Genomic DNA, 16,746 nt, shown 5'->3' with positions numbered 1-16,746 from the left:
TTCCTCTGACTCCGACCAGCGTCCGCGGCCTCGGCGGCCGCGCCGGCGTCGACGAGGAGGGTCGAGGGTCCTCCCGAGGGGACCCCCGAGGAGACCCGGTGCGGCCGCCGAGGCCCGCCGAGGCCTCGCCCTCCGAGTTCCGGTACCGTCCCGGGATGGTCTCGAAGCCAGGCGACGCCAAGGGCGCACCCGCGCTCCAGGTTTCGGAGCTCGTCGAGCTCCTGCGCGGCACGCTTCGCGAAGCGTTTGGCGAGGTCTTGGTCGAGGGCGAGATCGCCTCGCTCTTCCGCTCGCGGCCGGGGCACCTCTACTTCGATCTGAAGGACGAGGGCGCGCTGCTTCGCGCGGTGATGTTCCGCGGCGCGGCGAGCGCGATCGACTTCGAGCCGCGCGACGGGATGCTCGTGCAGGCGCGCGGCCGGGTCGACCTGTACGCGGAGCGGGGCAGCCTGCAGCTCGTGCTCTCGGAGCTGCGCCCCGCCGGCGAGGGCGCGCTTCGCGCCGCGTTCGAGAAGCTCAAGGCGCGGCTGGCCGCGGAAGGCCTCTTCGACGCCGAGCACAAGCGGCCGCTGCCGTTCCTGCCCCGGCGCATCGGTCTCGTGACGTCGATCCAGGGAGCGGTGATCCACGACTTCCTGCGCGCGCTGCGCGCGCGCTTTCCCGCAAGCGAGGTCGTGGTCTGGGACGCGCGCGTGCAGGGCGAGGGAGCCTGGCGCGAGATCGTGCGCGGGCTGCACCTGCTCGACGCCGACCCGAGCGTCGAGGTGATCGTGCTCGCGCGCGGCGGCGGATCGCTCGAGGATCTCTGGAACTTCAACCGCGAAGAGCTCGTGCGCGCGGTCTTCGAGCTTGCGACCCCGGTCGTCTCGGCGATCGGCCACGAGAGCGACTGGGTGCTCTGCGATCTCGTCGCAGACGCTCGCGCGGCCACGCCGACCGCCGCAGCGGCGCTCGTCGCGCCCGACGCCGCGCAGCTGCTGCAGCGGGTCGACGAGCTCGAGCTGCGCATGGCCAGAAGCGTGCGCGCTCTGCTGCGCGAGCTCTCGCACCGGCTCTTGGCGCTGCGCCGCGGTCTGATCCACCCCGCGCTCCGTCTGCGCGAGAGCGCTCTGCGGCTGCGCGAGCTGCGCCTGCGCCTCTCGGCCGCCGCGGCCCGCGCGCACGAACGGGCCGGCGCCCGGCTCGCGGCACTGGCGGGCCGGCTCGACGCGCTCTCGCCGCTCGCGGTGCTCGGGCGCGGCTTTGCCCTGGCGACCCGCGAGTCCGACGGCGCGATCCTGCGCGACGCGCGCCAGGCGCCGGCCGGTGAGAGTATCCTGGTGAGGCTCGCCCGCGGCCGGCTCCGCGCCACGGTACGCGAGTCCCTGGAGGACGGATGACCCCGCGCCGCGCGCGAAGCAAGGAAGCCGGCGAGCCCGATACTGGAGTCGCCGAGCCGCGCTTCGAGCAGGCGCTCGCGCAGCTCGAGTCACTCGTGCACAAGCTCGAGATCGGCGAGCTCGACCTCGAGCAGGCGCTCGGCACCTTCGAGGAGGGCGTGGCGCTCGCGAAGCTCTGCTCGGCGCGGCTCGAGGCCGCGGAGCTGCGCATCTCGAAGCTCGAAGCGGTCGCCGGCGAGACGGTGGAGCGCGAGCTCGAGCTCGGGGACGACGAGTGAGGGACGAGGACTCGCACGAGGCGTTCCTCGCCGAGAGCGCGGCGCGGATCGACGTCTATCTGGACGACGTGCTGCCGCGAGCGAGCGAGCCGCCCGAATCGCTCCACGAGGGCATGCGCTACGCGGTCTTCTCCGGCGGCAAGCGGCTTCGCCCGGTGCTGGTCTTCGCCGCCGCGCGCGCCTGCGGCCTCGACGCGGATCGCGCGCTGCCGCTCGCCGCGGCGATCGAGCTGGTGCACACCTACTCCCTGGTGCACGACGACCTTCCGGCGATGGACGACGACGACCTGCGCCGCGGCCGGCCCACCGTGCACGTGAAGTTCGGCGAGGCGAACGCGATCCTGGTCGGCGACGCGCTGCTCGCCGAGGCATTCGCCGTGCTGGCTCGCGGCGAGGCTCCGATCCCGGTGTTCGCGCGGCTCGCTCACGCGGCGGGCTCGCGCGCGCTGGTGGGAGGGCAGGTCGACGACCTGGCGTTCCGCCCCGAGCATGCGACGGCGCGGCTGGTGGGCTCGATCCACGAGCGCAAGACCGCGGCGCTGTTTCGCTTCTGCGCCTGGGCGCCCGGCGCGCTCGCGGGCCGGCCGGCGCGCGAGCTCGAGCTCCTGGACCGCTTCGGCCTGGCCTACGGGCTGGCCTTCCAGCTGGTCGACGACTTGCTCGACGACGATCCGCAGGAGTGCTCGATCCTGCGCGTCTGCGACGCGCAGGCGGCCCGCGCGCGGATCGCGAGTGAGGTGGCCGAGGCGATCGACGCCGCCGAGGGCTTCGGCCGTTCGGGTCTGTACCTGCGCGGGCTGGCTAGCGCGGTCAGCGGGCGGCTACCGTAGGGGCCGCATGAGCGAGATCCTGAACTCGATCGATTCCCCCGAGGACCTGCGCAAGCTGCCCGAAGCCCGGCTGCCGGAAGTCGCGACCGCGGTGCGCTCGGCGATCATCGACACGATCTCGCGTACCGGCGGGCACCTGGCGGCAGGCCTCGGCGCGGTCGAGCTCACGGTCGCGCTGCACTACGTCTTCGACACCCCGCGCGACCGGCTGATCTGGGACGTCGGCCACCAGGGCTATCCGCACAAGATGCTGACCGGGCGCCGCAAGGCGTTCGGGACCATCGGGGCGAAGGACGGGATGGGGAAGTTCCTGCGCCGGCAGGAGTCCGAGTACGACGTCTTCGGCGCGGGTCACGCCGGAACCTCGATCTCGGCGGCGACCGGCATCGCCGAGGCGATCCGCCGCCGCGGCGGGCGCGAGAAGGTGGTCGCGGTGATCGGCGACGGCGCGATGACCGCGGGCATGGCCTACGAGGGCCTGAACAACGCCGGCTACCTGCGGCTCTCGAACCTGATCGTCGTGCTGAACGACAACGAGATGTCGATCTCGAAGAACGTCGGTGCGCTGACCAGCTTCCTGGCGCGGCGTTGGTCGGCGCCGCAGACGCGGCGCCTCAAGCACGCGTTGAAGTCGTTCCTCGAGTCGATCCCGCGCGCCGGCGACGAGCTGGTCGAGATGGCGCGCCGCGCGGAGCAGAGCTTCAAGGGCTTCATCTCGCCCGCGCACCTCTTCGAAGGGCTCGGCTTCAACTACATCGGCCCGATCGACGGTCACGACCTGCCGCAGCTGGTCGAGACGTTCCGCAATGCGCGCGACATCGAGAGCAACGAGCACCCGGTGCTGATCCACTGCCGCACCGAGAAGGGCTACGGCTACGAATACTCGCAGGCCGATCCCGTGAAGTACCACGGCGTCGAGCAGTTCGAGGTCAGCTCGGGCGCGATGAAGAAGTCGACGCCGGGCGCGCCGTCGTGGACCGGCGCCTTCGCCGACGCCCTGATCGAGCTGGCCAAGGACGATCCGCGCATCGTCGGCATCACCGCGGCCATGAGCGGCGGCACCGGCCTCGACAAGTTCCAGGCCAGCTTTCCCGACCGCTTCTACGACGTGGGGATCGCCGAGCAGCACGCGGTGACGTTCGCGGCGGGGCTCGCGACCGAGGGGCTGAAGCCGGTCTGCGCGATCTACTCGACGTTCTTGCAGCGCGCCTACGACCAGATCGTGCACGACGTCTGCCTGCAGGGTCTCGGCGTGACGTTCGTGCTCGACCGAGCCGGCCTGGTCGGCGCCGACGGCGCGACGCACCAGGGCTTCTACGACATCGCCTACCTGCGAGCGCTGCCGAACATCGTGCTGATGGCGCCGAAGGACGAGAACGAGCTGCGCCAGATGCTGAAGACCGCGATCGAGTACCCGGGCCCGGCCGCGCTGCGCATCCCGCGCGGCGCGGCGCTCGGCGTCCCGCTGGACAACGACGTGAAGAGCCTCGCGATCGGCGAGGCGGAGCTGCTTCGCGACGGCCGCGACCTCGGCATCGTCGCGCTCGGGCATTCGGTCGCTCCCGCGCTCGACGCCGCCGAGCGGCTCTCCGAGCACGGGATCTCCGCCGCGGTGCTGAACGCCCGCTTTGCCAAGCCCGTCGACGTGGGCCGGATCGGCGAGCTCGCGCGCCGCTGCGGAGCGCTGCTCGTGGTCGAGGAGCACAGCGCGATCGGAGGGATGGGAGATGCCGTGCTCGCCGCGCTGGCGGAGCAGCGCATCTCGATTCCGGTCCGCGAGCTCGGCATCCCCGATCGCGTGATCGAGCACGGCTCCCAGGCGGAGTGGCGCGAAGCGCTCGGAATCGATGCCGCCGGCATCGAGCGCGCGGCCCGCGAGCTGCTCGGGCGCTAGGCCGTGGCGAAGGCGCGCGTGCGTCTCGACGAGCGGCTCGTCGCGCTCGGGCTCGAGGCGTCGCTATCGCGCGCACGCGCGCGAATCCTCGCCGGCGAGGTGAGGCTCGGCGATCGAGTGCTCGACAAGGCGGGCCTGCAGGTGCCGGCCGATGCGCAGCTCGTGCTGGCCACGCGCGCGCGCTTCGTCTCGCGTGGCGGCGAGAAGCTCGCGGGCGCGCTCGACGCGTTCGGGCTCGACGTCACGGGCCTGCGCTGCGCGGACGTCGGCGCCTCGACCGGCGGCTTCACCGACTGCCTGCTCCAGCGCGGCGCGCGGCAGGTTCTCGCGCTCGACGTCGGCTACGGGCAGCTCGCGGCGTCGCTTCGCGGCGATCCCCGCGTTCGGGTGCGCGAGCGCACGAACCTGCGCCACTTCGAGCTCGAGCCGGGCGACGAACGCTTCGACCTCGTCTGCGCCGACGTGTCGTTCATCTCGCTCCGGCAGCTCCTGCCGCGTCTGATCGCGCTCGCACGACCGGGCGCGAGACTGCTGCTTCTGGTCAAGCCGCAGTTCGAGCTCGAGCGCGGCGCGGTCGGGAAGGGCGGAGTGGTCCGCGACCCGGAGCTCCGCGCGCGCGCGGTGCGCGAGGTGCGCGAGGCGGGCCTCGCCGCGGGGCTCGTCGCACTCGGCGAGGCCGAGAGCGATCTTGCCGGACCGAAGGGAAACCTCGAGGTATTCCTGCTGTTCCGGCGGCCCGATTTGCGCGAGGAACCTCGCCGATTAGACTAGGCGCATGTCGGTCATCACTCTCACGGAATCGGCCGCGGCAAAGGTCAAGCAGCTCACCGAACGCGACGGCCGCGCGGGCTACAGCCTGCGGCTCAAGGTCGTGGGCGGCGGCTGCAGCGGACTGCAGTACCAGCTCATGTTCGACGACAAGGTCGGGGACTGGGATCAGACCGGAAGAAGCAACGGCGTGAACGTCGTCGTCGACTCGAAGAGCGCCGTGTACCTGCTCGGAACCAAGGTCGACTACGTCGACGATCTGAACGGCTCGGGCTTCAAGATCGAGAACCCCAACGCCTCATCGACCTGCGGCTGCGGCCAGTCCTTCGGCGCCTAGCGCCTAGAAGGACGGAAGCCGGCCGCGCGCGAGCTGGGTCAGCGTGAAGGCGTCGTCCGGCACGTCGGTCCCGATCAGGATGTTGCGCACCTGCCGCACCGTGTGGCGGCCGCTGCGCAGGTCGATCATCTCGTCCTGCATCGGCACCCACCAGTCGAAGTTCCGCTCGATGTCCTGCGGCCGCGCGCGGTAGCGCTTCCAGAGCCCCTGCTCGTCGAAGTAGTCGGTGCGAAGCATGACCGGCCGCTCCTGCGAGACCCACGCGAGAAGCATCGTGTACGGACCCTCGATCGGTCGCAGTCGCAGCACGCGGCACGCCTCGCCGCCGATCCGATCCTCGCCGAGCACCTCGATCCGGTAGTCCGCCGCCGAGTGCGCGCGGAAGTCGGCGTAGTTGAAGTCGCTGCCGAAGAGCGAGCCCTTGTGGCGCCCGACGCTCACCGCGCGGACCTGTCCGCGGGTGCCCTCCGAGGCGAAGGCGCGGTCCTGGGCTCCGGGACGCTGGAAGAGCAGGAGCCGCGAGGCGTCGCGGCTACCGTCTCCGGTGTAGACCAGCGTGCGCGTCTCGCCGCCCTTGTTCTTGCGCCCGTACGCGAACGTCACGTCTTCGGCGTCGGGCTGGCCCTCGTCGATGCGCAGCTCGACCGCGACGAGCATGTCCGGCGAGTAGAGATTTCGGAACACGGTGTCGAGCGCCTCGCGCGCCTCGGGGCCGTCGAAGCCGGTGAGGAACGGGAAGAGCCCGACGATCAGCAGGAATAGGGGGGTATTCCGACGCATGCCGCACCATGGGTCGCTCCCATCGCGCGGCCGGCTCGGCCTAGTACGAGGGGAAGCGTCCCGCCTTCAGGTTCTGGGTCGTGAAGAGCTGATCGGGAAACGGCGGGTCGAGCATGAGCTGGCCAAGCTCGTACACCTGTGTGCCGGATCCCGGCCGCTCCACGCTGCGGCGGGTGGGCAGGAATCGGCCCGAGTAGTCGCGCACGTCGCCCGGTGCGATCGTGACCCGTCGAACCAGCGTTTCGCGGAGCCACCAGACCGTCTCGAGCGACACACCCGTCTCCTGCGCCAGCGAGTACCGGACGCGATCGAAGCCCAGGTCTCCGGCGCGCGGCCGCGCCTCGATCACGCGGCAGGGCTGGTTCGCGACGACCTGATCCGGGAGGCGCGCGTACGCGTAGTCCGAGATCCGCGGCGGCTGGATCTCGGCGAGCGCGGGCAGACCCGGCACGAAGGGAAGCCGGTCGATCGGCGACGGGACCACGGCCGGCATCACGCGCGCGGCCTTGGCGCCGGCCTTCCAGAGCTTGGGCGTGCGGTAGTAGAGCAGCTCGAGCCGGCCCGCGTCGCCGTCGCGGAGCAGGAAGTTCAGCTCGTCGTAGGCGCGCGGAGAGACCAGGTGGACGAACGTCTCCGGGCGACCGTCCTGCCAGCGGCGCGCCAGCGCGAAGACGATCTCTCCGCCGGCCCACTCCGTCGACCAGGCCTCGATGGAGCTCGCGCCGAAGAGCTGGTCGAACCAGCCCCGGGCGAGCGCCTCCGCAGACGGCTCGGCGGGTTCCTCTGCGCCGACGGACGGCGCGGCCAGCGCGAGAGCCAGGGCGGTTGCGAGCGCGGCCGTCGACCTGTTCATGGCTTCCCCCTTCGTCTGGCGACCCCGGTCGCGACGCCGCAGAATGCCGCGAGTGACGCGCCCGATCTACCTCGACCACAACGCGACGACGCCCTGCGATCCGGCCGTCGTCCGGGCGATGCTGCCGTATTTCAGCGAGGACTTCGGCAACGCCGCCAGCCGCACCCACGCATTCGGCTTCCGCGCCGACGCTGCCGTCGAGCGCGCGCGGGCGCAGGTCGCGGCGCTGGTGGGGGCGGACCCGCGCGAGATCGTCTTCACGTCCGGCGCGACCGAGGCGAACAACCTGGCCTTGCTCGGCGCAGCGCGCGCGCAGCATCGGGCGAGCGGAGGCAAGCGCGATCACGTGGTGAGCTGCCGCACGGAGCACCGCGCGGTTCTGGATCCGTGTCTCGCGCTCGAGCGCGAGGGCTTCCGCGTGACGCTGCTCGGGGTCGACGCGGACGGCCTCGTCGATCCGGACGGTCTTCGCGCGGCGCTCGAGCCGCGCACCGCGCTGGTCTCGATCATGCACGCGAACAACGAGATCGGCGTGATCCAGCCGATCGCGCAGCTTTCGAGGATCGCGGCCGAGGCCGGCGTCGCGTTCCACTGCGACGCCGCGCAGTCGGCGGGCGCGCTCGAGGTCGACGTGACACGGCTCGGTGTGGAGTTCCTGTCGCTCTCGGCGCACAAGCTCTACGGCCCCAAGGGGATCGGTGCGCTGGTCGTGCGCAGGCGCTCGAGCCGGGCGCGGATCGAGCCGATCCTGCACGGCGGGGGACACGAACGCGGTCTGCGCAGCGGCACCCTGCCGGTGCCGCTCTGCGTCGGCTTCGGCGCGGCTGCGGAGCTCGCGGCTGGGGCGCGCGTCGCGGACTTCGCCCGGCACGAGCGCCTGCGCGCGCGGCTGCTGGCGCGGCTCGAATCGTCGCTACCGAACCTGGCGCTGAACGGCCATCCGAGCGCGCGCCTGCCGGGCAACCTGAACCTCTCGTTCCTCGGCGTCGAGGGCGAGGCGCTGCTCGCGGCGCTTCCGGAGCTCGCGCTCTCGGTCGGCTCGGCCTGCACCTCCGCGAAGCGCGAGCCGTCCCACGTGCTGCGCGCGCTCGGCGCGGGCGAGGCGCGCTCCCTCTCCGCGCTGCGCTTCGGCATCGGACGCGGCAACGACGAGGCGCAGATCGACGCCGCCGCGGAGCTCGTGATCGCGCAGGTCCGCCGCCTGCGCGCGCTCTCGCCGGCCTGGGACGATCTCCGGCGGGCCGACGGCCGGACGTGACGCAGTACAGCGCGGCCGTGCTCGAGCACTTCCGGAACCCGCGCGGCCCGGGCCGATTGCCTGCGGGAGCCCCGGGCACGGTCTCTGGCGAGGCGCGACACGACGACGGGGGACAGCGCGTGCGGCTCCACCTCTGCGTCGACGGCGCCGGGCGGATCACGCACGCACGCTTCCAGGCGTTCGGCTGTCCGATCGCGATTGCGGTCGCGAGCGCCGCGGTCGCGCGGATCGAAGGCGCGAGCGTCGAGGCCGCGCTCCGGGTCGGCGCCGACGAGATCGCGCACGAGCTCGAGCTGCTGCCGGAGCAGAGGCGGCTTGCCGAGCTTCCGCTCGCGGCGCTGCGCTGCGCGCTCGCGTATCTTCGCGCGCCGTGACGAGCCAACCACCGAAGAGCCAGAACGTCACCTGGAGCGAGAGCCACGTCTCGAAGGCGGAGCGCGAGGCGCTGCTCGGACACCGCGCGGTGACGCTCTGGTTCACCGGGCTCTCCGGCTCTGGCAAGTCGACGCTCGCGCGCGCGCTGGAGCAGGCGCTGATCCGCCGCCGCGTGCTCGCCTACGTGATCGACGGCGACAACGTCCGGCACGGCCTGAACGCGAATCTCGGCTTCTCGCCCGAGGATCGCAGCGAGAACATCCGCCGCGTCGGGGAAGTCGCGAAGCTCCTGAACGACGCCGGGGCGATCGTGCTCACGGCGTTCATCTCGCCCTACCGGCGCGATCGCGATCGCGTGCGAGAGCTGCTGCCCGCGGGGCAGTTCCTCGAGATCTTCGTCGACTGTCCGCTGGAGGTCTGCGAGCGCCGGGACGTGAAGGGGCTGTACCGGAAGGCGCGCGCGGGCGAGATCCCGGAGTTCACGGGCGTGTCGGCTCCGTACGAGCCGCCGCTCGATGCCGAGCTCCGGCTCGACACCGCCGAGCTCGCGCTCGATGCGTGCGTCGAGCGGCTGGCCGCGCTCCTCGAGCAGCTCGGGGTGATCCCCGCACGCGGCTGAGATCCTCCGGGCAAGCCCGACTCGCCCTGCGCCGATACGGGGTGCAGAGACCCTGCGAAGGTCTGATTGCCGCTCCGCAGGGCCGCTGCTAGTCTGGCGAGATTGCGAGGTTTTTCGGTGACGCGAGCGACGAAGGCGGCAACCCTGCGCGCGGCACTCGGCGCGGCGCTCGTGCTCGTCGCTACCGGCTGCGCGAGCCTCGAGCGATTCTCCGAGCGGCTTCGTGGCGGGGACGACTCCGGAGCCGGCCCGTCCTTCCGCGTGGCTCCCGTCTCGCCCGAAGCCGAGGCCGGAGCCGCCTTCATGCGCGGCCGCGCGCTCGAGCTCGACGGCCGGCTGCTCGAAGCCGCCGAGGCGTACGAGCACGCCGCTCGGCTCGACCCGAACTCGCCCGAGCTGCAGCGTGCGCTCGCGCAGGTCTGGGTCTCCGCGGGCGAACCGGAGCGCGCGCTCGGCTACGCGGAGCGGGCGCTCGCGCTGGAGCCGGACGACCACGAGCTGCGCGCGGGGCTGGCGACGCTGCACGTGCGCATGCGCCAGTACGACCGCGCGGTCGAGCTGCTCGAGCCGCTCTTCGAGAAGGGCGGGCTCGATGACGAAGGCTCGTTCACGCTCTTCACGCTCTACCTGAATCTCGACCGCATCGACGGAGCCAGGCGCGTCGCCGAGAAGCTGATCGCGACCTCGCCCGAAGACGTCCGCGGTCATCTCGCGCTCGGCGCGGTGCAGGAGCGCGAGGGCCGACCGGAGCTCGCGGAGAAGACCTACCGCGCGGGTCTCGTGGTCGATCCGGAGCAGCCGGCGCTCTTCGAGGCGCTCGCCCGGCTGCGCAGCGCGCAGAAGGACGCGAAGGGCGAGCTCGCCGTGCTGAAGGAGCGGCTCGCGGTCATGCCCGGAGATCCGGGCGCGCTGATGCGCATCGCACAGATCCAGGAGGACGCCGGCGAACGCGAAGCCGCGACGCAAACCCTCGAGACGCTGGTATCGGAGCACCCGGAGCTCGCCGGTCCGCAGTTCCGCCTCGGGCTCTTCTACTACGAGGCCGGCCGCTACGACGACGCGATCGCGCGGTTCCAGGCCGTGGCTCGAAGCGGCGGCGAGGGCGGCGCCCCGGAGAGCTACGAGAACGAGGTGCGCTACTTCGTCGGGCTGGTGCACGTCGAGGCCGGGCGCAGCGACGAGGCGCTCGCCGAGCTCGAGCAGGTGCCGCAGAGCTCGCCGCGCTTCGTCGACGCCCGCACGGCGATGGCGCGAATCTGGGAGCGCCGCAAGGACTGGCCGCGCGCCCAGGCGGAGCTCAGGCGCGCGATCGCGGCGTCGCCGGACAATCTCACGCTGCAGGTGTATCTCGCAGGCGTGACCCAGCGCAGCGGCGACCTCGCCGGCGCGGTTGCCATCATGGAGACGCTGATTCAGGCGAATCCGGACAAGCCCGACCTGTACTACGACCTCGGTGTGATCCACGGCGAGGCCGGCGACCGCGACCGATCGCTCGAGCTGATGCACGAGGTGCTCGAGATCGACCCCGACAACGCCAGCGCGCTGAACTACATCGGCTACACCTGGGCGGAGCAGGGCGAGAGGCTCGACGAGGCCGAGCAGATGATCCGGCGCGCGATCGCGCTCAAGCCCGGGGATGGCTACATCACGGACAGCCTCGGCTGGCTCTTCTACCAGCGCGGGCTGAAGCAGCTCGCGGCCGGGGAGAGCGATGCGGCCCGAAGCTCCTTCAACGCCGCGCGCACGCAGCTCGAGCACGCGCTGGAGCTGCTCGACAAGGGCGACCCGGTGATCACCTGGCACCTCGGCGACGCCTACCGGTCGCTCGCGCGACTCGAAGACGCGCTGGTCACCTACGAGCGCGCGCTCGCGCTCGAGCCGGAGGCCGACGACGCGGCGCGGATCCAGCGCGAGATCGAGACCCTGCGACTCGAGCTCCGCGGCGCCAAGCGCGAGTGACGCCGCTCGGATCCGCGCTTCGCGCCTCGGGGGCGCTCGCCCTCCTGCTGCTCTCGGCGTGCGTGTCCGCGCGGGGCGTGCCCGCGTTCCGGACCGTCGTCGGCGAGGACGCCGCCATCCGCGCGCGCGTGGAGCGCGCGATCGGCGAAGCCGAGGCGCGCCGCACGCTTCGCGCCGTGGGCAAGCTCAGCGTCACCGGACCGCGCGGGTCGGGCGACGTGAGGCAGGTGATCCTGGTGGAGCGGCCGGCGCGGCTCCGGCTCGAGAGCCTGAACGTGCTCGGCCAGGCGGCGACGCTTCTGGTCACCGACGGCGAGCGCTACGCGTTCTACGACGGCCGGTCGCTCGACGACGGCGAGGTCTCGTCCGAGGTGCTGCGCGAGCGGCTCGGGCTCGACTTCGCGCCCGACGAGGCTGCCGGGGCGTTGCTCGCCACGCCCAGGCCCGTAGCCTGGCCCGCGCTGGCGATCCGCGCGCGGGAAGCCGAGCGCGAGGTCTCGTTCGCCGACCAGAGCCTGCGCTTCTCGGGCGACGGGGAGCTCGCGGGGATCGAATCGCTCGATGGCTCGGGGGCGGTGCGCTGGACCGCGCAGTACGAGGCGTGGCGGGACGTGCCGGGCGGCCGCTATCCGTTCCGCGTGGTGCTGTCGTTTCCGGAGACCGGACTTCGCGCCGAGCTCGCGCTCGAGTCGGTCGAGCTGAATCCGCGCCTCGAGACGAGCCTGTTCCGGGTCGAGCGCGAGGCGACCCCGTGAGCGAGCCCGTGCTCGCGCTGCGCGGCCTGCGCACCAGCTTCGAGACGCCGCGCGGGAAGCTTCCGGCGGTCGACCGGATCGACCTCGAGCTCTTCGCCGGCGAGACGCTCGGCGTCGTGGGCGAGTCCGGCTGCGGGAAGTCGGTCACGGCGCTCTCGATCCTGCGGCTGCTGCCCCAGCCGCCGGCTTCGATCGAGGCCGGAGAGATCGTCTTCGAGGGTCGCGACCTGCTCCGGCTTGGCGACGAGGAGATGCGCCACATCCGCGGCAACCGGATCGCGATGATCTTCCAGGAGCCGATGACCTGCCTGAATCCGGTGTTCCGGATCGGCGACCAGATCGGAGAGGCGCTCACCGTACACCGAACGGTTTCGCGCACCGAGCGCGACGCGCGCGTGATCGAGCTCCTCGAGCTCGTCGGCATTCCCGAGTCGCGAAAGCGCGCACGCGACTACCCGCATCAGCTCTCCGGCGGGATGCGCCAGCGCGTGATGATCGCGATGGCGCTGGCGAACGATCCGGCGGTGCTGATCGCGGACGAGCCGACCACCGCTCTCGACGTCACGATCCAGGCGCAGATCCTCGAGCTGCTGGAGCGGCTGAAGAGCCGCTTCGCGATGGCGGTCCTGCTGATCACGCACGATCTGGGCATCGTGGCCGAGAGCGCGGAACGGCTGGCGGTTCTGTACGCGGGAAGGGTGGTCGAGACCGGCTCGGTGCTGGAGATCTTCGCGGCGCCGCGGCACCCCTACACGGCCGGTCTGCTCGAGGCGCTGCCTTCGGCCCGCACCCGCCCGGGCGAGCGGCTGCACGTGATCGAGGGTCGCGTCCCCGATCTGGTCTCGCGCCCGGCGGGCTGCAGCTTCCGCGAGCGCTGCACGCGGGCGACCGAAGTCTGCGCGGTGCGCGATCCCGAGCTCGGGCCGGGCTCGTCCGGGCATCGGGTGGCATGTCACAATCCGGTGTCGGGCGCCGGGGCTCGGACGTGACGCAGCCGCTGCTGCGGATCCGCGGGCTGCGCAAGAGCTTCCCGGTCGGGGGCGGAAGCTTCGGACGCCGCGCCCGCCTGACGGCCGTCGACGACGTCGATCTCGACGTGGAGGCCGGCGAGACCGTCGGGCTGGTCGGCGAATCGGGCTGCGGCAAGTCGACGCTCGCGCGCCTCGCGCTGCGCCTGATCGAGCCCGACTCGGGCGAGATCCGCTTCGAGGACTGCGATCTGCGCGCGCTGGGTCGCAGCGAGCTGCGCGGCATGCGCCGGCGCATGCAGATTGTCTTCCAGGATCCGTTCGCATCGCTGAACCCGCGCATGACGGTGGGCGAGGCGATCGCGGAGGGCCTTCGCGTGCACGGGCTCGCGCGCGGCGCAGAGCGCGAGCGCCGGGTCTCCGAGCTGCTCGAGATCGTCGGCCTCGCGCCCGAGCACTCCGCACGCTACCCGCACGAGTTCAGCGGCGGCCAGCGGCAGCGGATCGGGATCGCGCGCGCGCTGGCGCTCGAGCCGCGTCTGGTCGTGGCCGACGAGCCGGTCTCGTCGCTCGACGTCTCGATCCAGGCGCAGATCCTGAATCTGCTCCTCGATCTGCAGCGGCGCTTCGGGCTGGCGTACCTGTTCATTTCGCACGACCTGCGCGTCGTGCGCCATCTGTCCCGGCGGGTCGCGGTGATGTACCTGGGCCGGATCGTCGAGTACGGCCCAGCCGATTCGCTCTACGGTCGGCCACAGCACCCCTACACCGAGGCGCTGCTCTCGGCCGTGCCGACGCCCGATCCGACCCGGGTGCAGCGACGGATCGTGCTGTCGGGCGACGTGCCGAGCCCGATCGCGCCCCCTTCGGGCTGCGCGTTCCACCCTCGCTGTCCGAAGGCGATCCTGCGCTGCGCCGCGGAGCGGCCGGAGCTCCGCGAGGTGGCGGACCGGCACGTCACGGCCTGTCACCTGGCACCGTTCTGATCCCACGCCAAACCGAACCGGAGGAGAACCACAAGATGCGCGTCGAATACACCTTCGACCTGGACAAGGTCGACATTCCGTACTTCTCGGTGGAGGCCATGGAGGGCCCCGAGAAGATGTTCCGGCTGGTCACGCTCGTGATGAACGTGCTCTTCGTCCGTCCGCGCGTGGACGTGATCTTCCACAGTCCCAACAAGGACGACCTGCCCAAGAAGATCGCGGCGTTCGAGTCGATCGTGAAGAGCGCGCCGAGCACGCCGCCGCTCGAATTCCGCGAGGGCTCGAGCGGATCGCTCGCGAGCTCCTATTACCGCTGGGTCAGCATCCTCGCCAATGGTGGGAGCGGCGCAGGCTCTCCGCGATGACGTCGCGGCGCAGGCGCGAGGGATCGTCGGCGTAGCTGCTCTCCGCGAGGTAGCGCGCGAGCGCCGCCTCGCGCAGGGCGGCGGGAACCTGGTTCGGAAGCGCGGCGTTGAGCTGTGCGAGATTCTTCACTCGCCTGCGCCTCGAGACGCGTCGACCGAAGCGCACGCGCCCGTAGTCGAGCAGCCGGGCCTCGCGACCCGGCGACCAGACGACGTTGTTCGCCTTCAGGTCGGCGTGGTAGATGCCGCGCCGGTGCAGGGTAGCCAGAAGCGAGCCGAGCCGCGCGGCGAGCTCGTCGCGGACCGCGCCGCTCGCGCCCGCGAGCTCGCGGTCCACCCAGGCGTCGAGCGTCGGGCCCGCGTCCTCCATCACGAGCCAGCGCCCGACCCAGGCGAGCGGGGTTCCGGTCGACAGACCGCGCGCTTCGAGGCCGTTTCCAGCGAGCCACGCTGCACGCGCGTCGCGCGCGCGCGCGTGCAGCTTCACGACGCGCGCGTCCGCGCGGAAGAGCCGCGTCTTGGCCGCGTCCTTGAACGGTGTCTGGCGGTCGAGCGAGGCGAGCAGACGCGTGAGTCGCGCCTCGTCGGAATCGCGGCGGCGAAATCCCTTCAGCCCCTCGAGCTCGAAGGCGGTGAAGCCGCCGCTCTCCGCGAGACAGCGGCGGCTGCGACTTCGCCAGTGCGTCTGCGCGCGGCGGTCGCGCCAGAGGCGGACCCGTGCGAGCTCGGCCGGCAGCGGCTCGCCGAGCGAGTAGGCCAGGTAGCCCAGCTCCCAGCGGCGCAGGAATCCGGGAACCCAGGGCAGGAAGCGCGCGCGCTGCAGGTCGAGGAAGACGATCCGGCCCCGATCGACGAGCAGGTTTCCCAGGTGCAGATCGCCGTGGAGCAGACCGCGCCGGTGCGCGTCGGCGCTGGCCGAGAGGATCGCGGGCAGGTCGGAGCGCGTGGCGGGCCGAGCGTCCGAGAGAAAGCCCGTCGCGTTCCAGTCCGCGCCCGAGCCGCGAAGCTCCGGAACCGGGACTCCGAGCGCGCGGGCTCGCGCCAGCGCGCGCGCCTCGCGCGCGGCGTTCGCCGGCCGCTCCAGGAAGATCTTGAGCAACGTGTCGCCCGCGCGCGCGACGATTCGTGCGGAGTTCCGCTTCAGGATCTCGACACCCGGAAGTGTCGCCCCGGCCCGGAGCGCGGCGGCGATTTCGGCGGGCTCGCTCATGCGCGCGCGCGAAGCCTCTGCCACAGCGCCAGCACGGCGTCGGCGTGCGCGCCCCAGCCGAAGCGCTCGGCGGTGGTTCGGGCCGCGTCGCCCAGCTCGCGCAGCCGGCGGGGATCGTCGAGCGCGCGAAACGCACGTGAAAAGTCCCCGTCGCAGACGAAGCCGTTCGCGCCGTCCACGAGCAGCTCCGCGGCGCCGTTGCTCGGCGTGGTCGCGACCGCCAGGCCCGCGGCCATCGCCTCGAGACACGCGTTCGCGAACGGGTCGTAGCGCGTCGGCAGGACCAGCAGATCCGCGGCCGCGTAGAGCGCCTCGACGTCGCCGCGCACGCCCAGAAAGCGAAGCCGCGAGCCGACGCCTAGCGCCTCGGCCTGGCGCTGGAACGGGCCCGGATCCCCGGCACCCGCGACCAGGAGCTCCGCCTTCACGCCCGAAGCGGCCAGGCCCGCGATCGCGCGGTCCAAGCCCTTGCGCGCGAAGCCGCTGCCGACGAAGAGTGCGAGCGCGCCGTCGACGCGCAGCTCGGCGCGGAGGCGCGCTCCGAGCGATTCGCGCTCGCGCGGGTGGAAGCGCTCGAGATCCACGCCGTTGTAGATCACCGCCAGACGCTCCGCGGGCACGGCGTGGCGCCGCTCCAGATCCGCCGCGACGAGCCGCGAGTTGCACAGGATCGTCTGGCGCGGATCCCGGAAGATCCTCGCTTCGATCGCGAGCAGCGTCCGGTGCCGCGGCGAGAGCCTCGCGCGCAGACCGGCGCTGCCGTGGACGCTCTCCAGGTACGCGGCGTGACTGCCTCCGCCAGCGCGGTACACGTCCTGGTGCAGCGTGCGCGAGAAGGCCTGCACCAGCTCGAAGCGGCCGCCGCTGCTCGCGCGCGCGGCGCGGCGCGAGAACTCGAGCACGCGAAGCGGCTGCCAGAACGCCGGGCCGCCGAGCGGTAGCACTCGAACGCCGGGCGGCGCCTCCCGGGACGCGACGCGACACAGCACGGTGATGTCCGCGCCGCGGCGGCCGAGCTCGCGCGCGAGCTGCCAGGCGACGCCTTCGACGCCACCCGGGCCGGGCCGGAAGCTCTCGATCGTGATCGCGGCGCGCATGTCCGGAGAGTAGCCTGGCGGCCCCGCTCGATCCC

General features: G+C 72.3%; 18 protein-coding genes. 14 read left to right on the top strand and 4 right to left on the bottom strand.

Annotated features, from left to right (window positions below; all coding sequences use genetic code 11):
• Window positions 1-155: 155 nt before the first annotated feature.
• From xseA to erpA, 6 genes are all read left to right on the top strand, one after another.
• Complete coding sequence (gene xseA / locus FJ108_00565) at window positions 156-1,379, top strand: exodeoxyribonuclease VII large subunit (GenBank protein MBM4334390.1); 1,224 nt, start codon at window positions 156-158, stop codon at window positions 1,377-1,379.
• A complete protein-coding gene (locus FJ108_00560) occupies window positions 1,376-1,657 on the top strand; it encodes an exodeoxyribonuclease VII small subunit (GenBank protein MBM4334389.1) in 282 nt (93 codons plus the stop codon). The genes xseA and FJ108_00560 overlap by 4 nt, the downstream gene beginning before the upstream one ends.
• Window positions 1,658-1,770: 113 nt before the next feature.
• Window positions 1,771-2,487, top strand: coding sequence for a polyprenyl synthetase family protein (locus FJ108_00555; GenBank protein MBM4334388.1), 717 nt, complete (start codon window positions 1,771-1,773; stop codon window positions 2,485-2,487).
• Between the two features lie 7 nt (window positions 2,488-2,494).
• The gene (gene dxs, locus FJ108_00550) at window positions 2,495-4,381 is read left to right on the top strand and encodes a 1-deoxy-D-xylulose-5-phosphate synthase (GenBank protein MBM4334387.1); all 1,887 of its coding nucleotides are present in this window, start codon (window positions 2,495-2,497) and stop codon (window positions 4,379-4,381) included.
• Window positions 4,382-4,384: 3 nt separating this feature from the next.
• Window positions 4,385-5,152, top strand: a complete 768-nt coding sequence (locus FJ108_00545) for a TlyA family RNA methyltransferase (GenBank protein ID MBM4334386.1) — start codon at window positions 4,385-4,387, stop codon at window positions 5,150-5,152.
• Window positions 5,153-5,156: 4 nt separating this feature from the next.
• Window positions 5,157-5,486: an iron-sulfur cluster insertion protein ErpA gene (erpA, locus tag FJ108_00540; protein ID MBM4334385.1), complete on the top strand. Its 330-nt coding sequence runs from the start codon at window positions 5,157-5,159 to the stop codon at window positions 5,484-5,486.
• 3 nt (window positions 5,487-5,489) lie between these two features.
• Here erpA and FJ108_00535 read toward each other — a convergent pair whose 3' ends face one another.
• The gene (locus FJ108_00535; GenBank protein ID MBM4334384.1) at window positions 5,490-6,266 is read right to left on the bottom strand and encodes an outer membrane lipoprotein-sorting protein; all 777 of its coding nucleotides are present in this window, start codon (window positions 6,264-6,266) and stop codon (window positions 5,490-5,492) included.
• A 40-nt stretch (window positions 6,267-6,306) separates the two neighbouring features.
• Window positions 6,307-7,119 (bottom strand): outer membrane lipoprotein-sorting protein, encoded by an 813-nt coding sequence (locus FJ108_00530; GenBank protein MBM4334383.1) that lies wholly within the window; start codon window positions 7,117-7,119, stop codon window positions 6,307-6,309.
• Between the two features lie 52 nt (window positions 7,120-7,171).
• On the opposite strand from FJ108_00530, the gene FJ108_00525 reads away from it, so the two are divergent.
• The 8 genes from FJ108_00525 (at window position 7,172) to FJ108_00490 (ending at window position 14,404) form a co-directional block, all read left to right on the top strand.
• Complete coding sequence (locus FJ108_00525; GenBank protein MBM4334382.1) at window positions 7,172-8,377, top strand: aminotransferase class V-fold PLP-dependent enzyme; 1,206 nt, start codon at window positions 7,172-7,174, stop codon at window positions 8,375-8,377.
• A complete protein-coding gene (locus tag FJ108_00520; protein ID MBM4334381.1) occupies window positions 8,341-8,751 on the top strand; it encodes an iron-sulfur cluster assembly scaffold protein in 411 nt (136 codons plus the stop codon). The genes FJ108_00525 and FJ108_00520 overlap by 37 nt, the downstream gene beginning before the upstream one ends.
• A complete protein-coding gene (gene cysC / locus FJ108_00515) occupies window positions 8,748-9,371 on the top strand; it encodes an adenylyl-sulfate kinase (GenBank protein ID MBM4334380.1) in 624 nt (207 codons plus the stop codon). The genes FJ108_00520 and cysC overlap by 4 nt, the downstream gene beginning before the upstream one ends.
• A 117-nt stretch (window positions 9,372-9,488) precedes the next feature.
• Entirely contained in the window at window positions 9,489-11,330 is a 1,842-nt protein-coding gene (locus FJ108_00510) for a tetratricopeptide repeat protein (protein ID MBM4334379.1), read from the top strand.
• A complete protein-coding gene (locus FJ108_00505; GenBank protein ID MBM4334378.1) occupies window positions 11,327-12,085 on the top strand; it encodes an outer membrane lipoprotein LolB in 759 nt (252 codons plus the stop codon). Before FJ108_00510 ends, FJ108_00505 begins: the two co-directional genes overlap by 4 nt.
• Window positions 12,082-13,074: an ABC transporter ATP-binding protein gene (locus FJ108_00500; GenBank protein ID MBM4334377.1), complete on the top strand. Its 993-nt coding sequence runs from the start codon at window positions 12,082-12,084 to the stop codon at window positions 13,072-13,074. The genes FJ108_00505 and FJ108_00500 overlap by 4 nt, the downstream gene beginning before the upstream one ends.
• The gene (locus tag FJ108_00495; protein ID MBM4334376.1) at window positions 13,071-14,039 is read left to right on the top strand and encodes a dipeptide ABC transporter ATP-binding protein; all 969 of its coding nucleotides are present in this window, start codon (window positions 13,071-13,073) and stop codon (window positions 14,037-14,039) included. Before FJ108_00500 ends, FJ108_00495 begins: the two co-directional genes overlap by 4 nt.
• Before the next feature lie 35 nt (window positions 14,040-14,074).
• A complete protein-coding gene (locus FJ108_00490; protein MBM4334375.1) occupies window positions 14,075-14,404 on the top strand; it encodes a hypothetical protein in 330 nt (109 codons plus the stop codon).
• On the opposite strand, the gene FJ108_00485 is transcribed toward FJ108_00490, so the two are convergent.
• On the bottom strand, window positions 14,358-15,614 hold the full coding sequence (locus FJ108_00485) for a hypothetical protein (protein ID MBM4334374.1): 1,257 nt from the start codon (window positions 15,612-15,614) through the stop codon (window positions 14,358-14,360). The two genes, FJ108_00490 and FJ108_00485, sit on opposite strands and share 47 nt — an antisense overlap.
• Window positions 15,611-16,711: a glycosyltransferase family 4 protein gene (locus tag FJ108_00480; GenBank protein MBM4334373.1), complete on the bottom strand. Its 1,101-nt coding sequence runs from the start codon at window positions 16,709-16,711 to the stop codon at window positions 15,611-15,613. The genes FJ108_00485 and FJ108_00480 overlap by 4 nt, the downstream gene beginning before the upstream one ends.
• Between the last annotated feature and the right edge of the window lie 35 nt (window positions 16,712-16,746).

Source organism: Deltaproteobacteria bacterium, assembly GCA_016875225.1.
In the GTDB taxonomy this organism is placed as follows: domain Bacteria; phylum Myxococcota_A; class UBA9160; order SZUA-336; family SZUA-336; genus VGRW01.
This window is presented reverse-complemented; position numbering and strand designations above follow the sequence as displayed.

Coding starts and splice junctions, on each gene's coding strand:
- erpA (MBM4334385.1), top strand. CDS start 5,157: ATGTCGGTCATCACTCTCACGGAATCGGCCGCGGCAAAGGTCAAGCAG.
- dxs (MBM4334387.1), top strand. CDS start 2,495: ATGAGCGAGATCCTGAACTCGATCGATTCCCCCGAGGACCTGCGCAAG.
- FJ108_00560 (MBM4334389.1), top strand. CDS start 1,376: ATGACCCCGCGCCGCGCGCGAAGCAAGGAAGCCGGCGAGCCCGATACT.
- FJ108_00555 (MBM4334388.1), top strand. CDS start 1,771: ATGCGCTACGCGGTCTTCTCCGGCGGCAAGCGGCTTCGCCCGGTGCTG.
- FJ108_00530 (MBM4334383.1), bottom strand. CDS start 7,119: ATGAACAGGTCGACGGCCGCGCTCGCAACCGCCCTGGCTCTCGCGCTG.
- xseA (MBM4334390.1), top strand. CDS start 156: ATGGTCTCGAAGCCAGGCGACGCCAAGGGCGCACCCGCGCTCCAGGTT.
- FJ108_00485 (MBM4334374.1), bottom strand. CDS start 15,614: ATGAGCGAGCCCGCCGAAATCGCCGCCGCGCTCCGGGCCGGGGCGACA.
- FJ108_00480 (MBM4334373.1), bottom strand. CDS start 16,711: ATGCGCGCCGCGATCACGATCGAGAGCTTCCGGCCCGGCCCGGGTGGC.
- FJ108_00535 (MBM4334384.1), bottom strand. CDS start 6,266: ATGCGTCGGAATACCCCCCTATTCCTGCTGATCGTCGGGCTCTTCCCG.
- FJ108_00490 (MBM4334375.1), top strand. CDS start 14,075: ATGCGCGTCGAATACACCTTCGACCTGGACAAGGTCGACATTCCGTAC.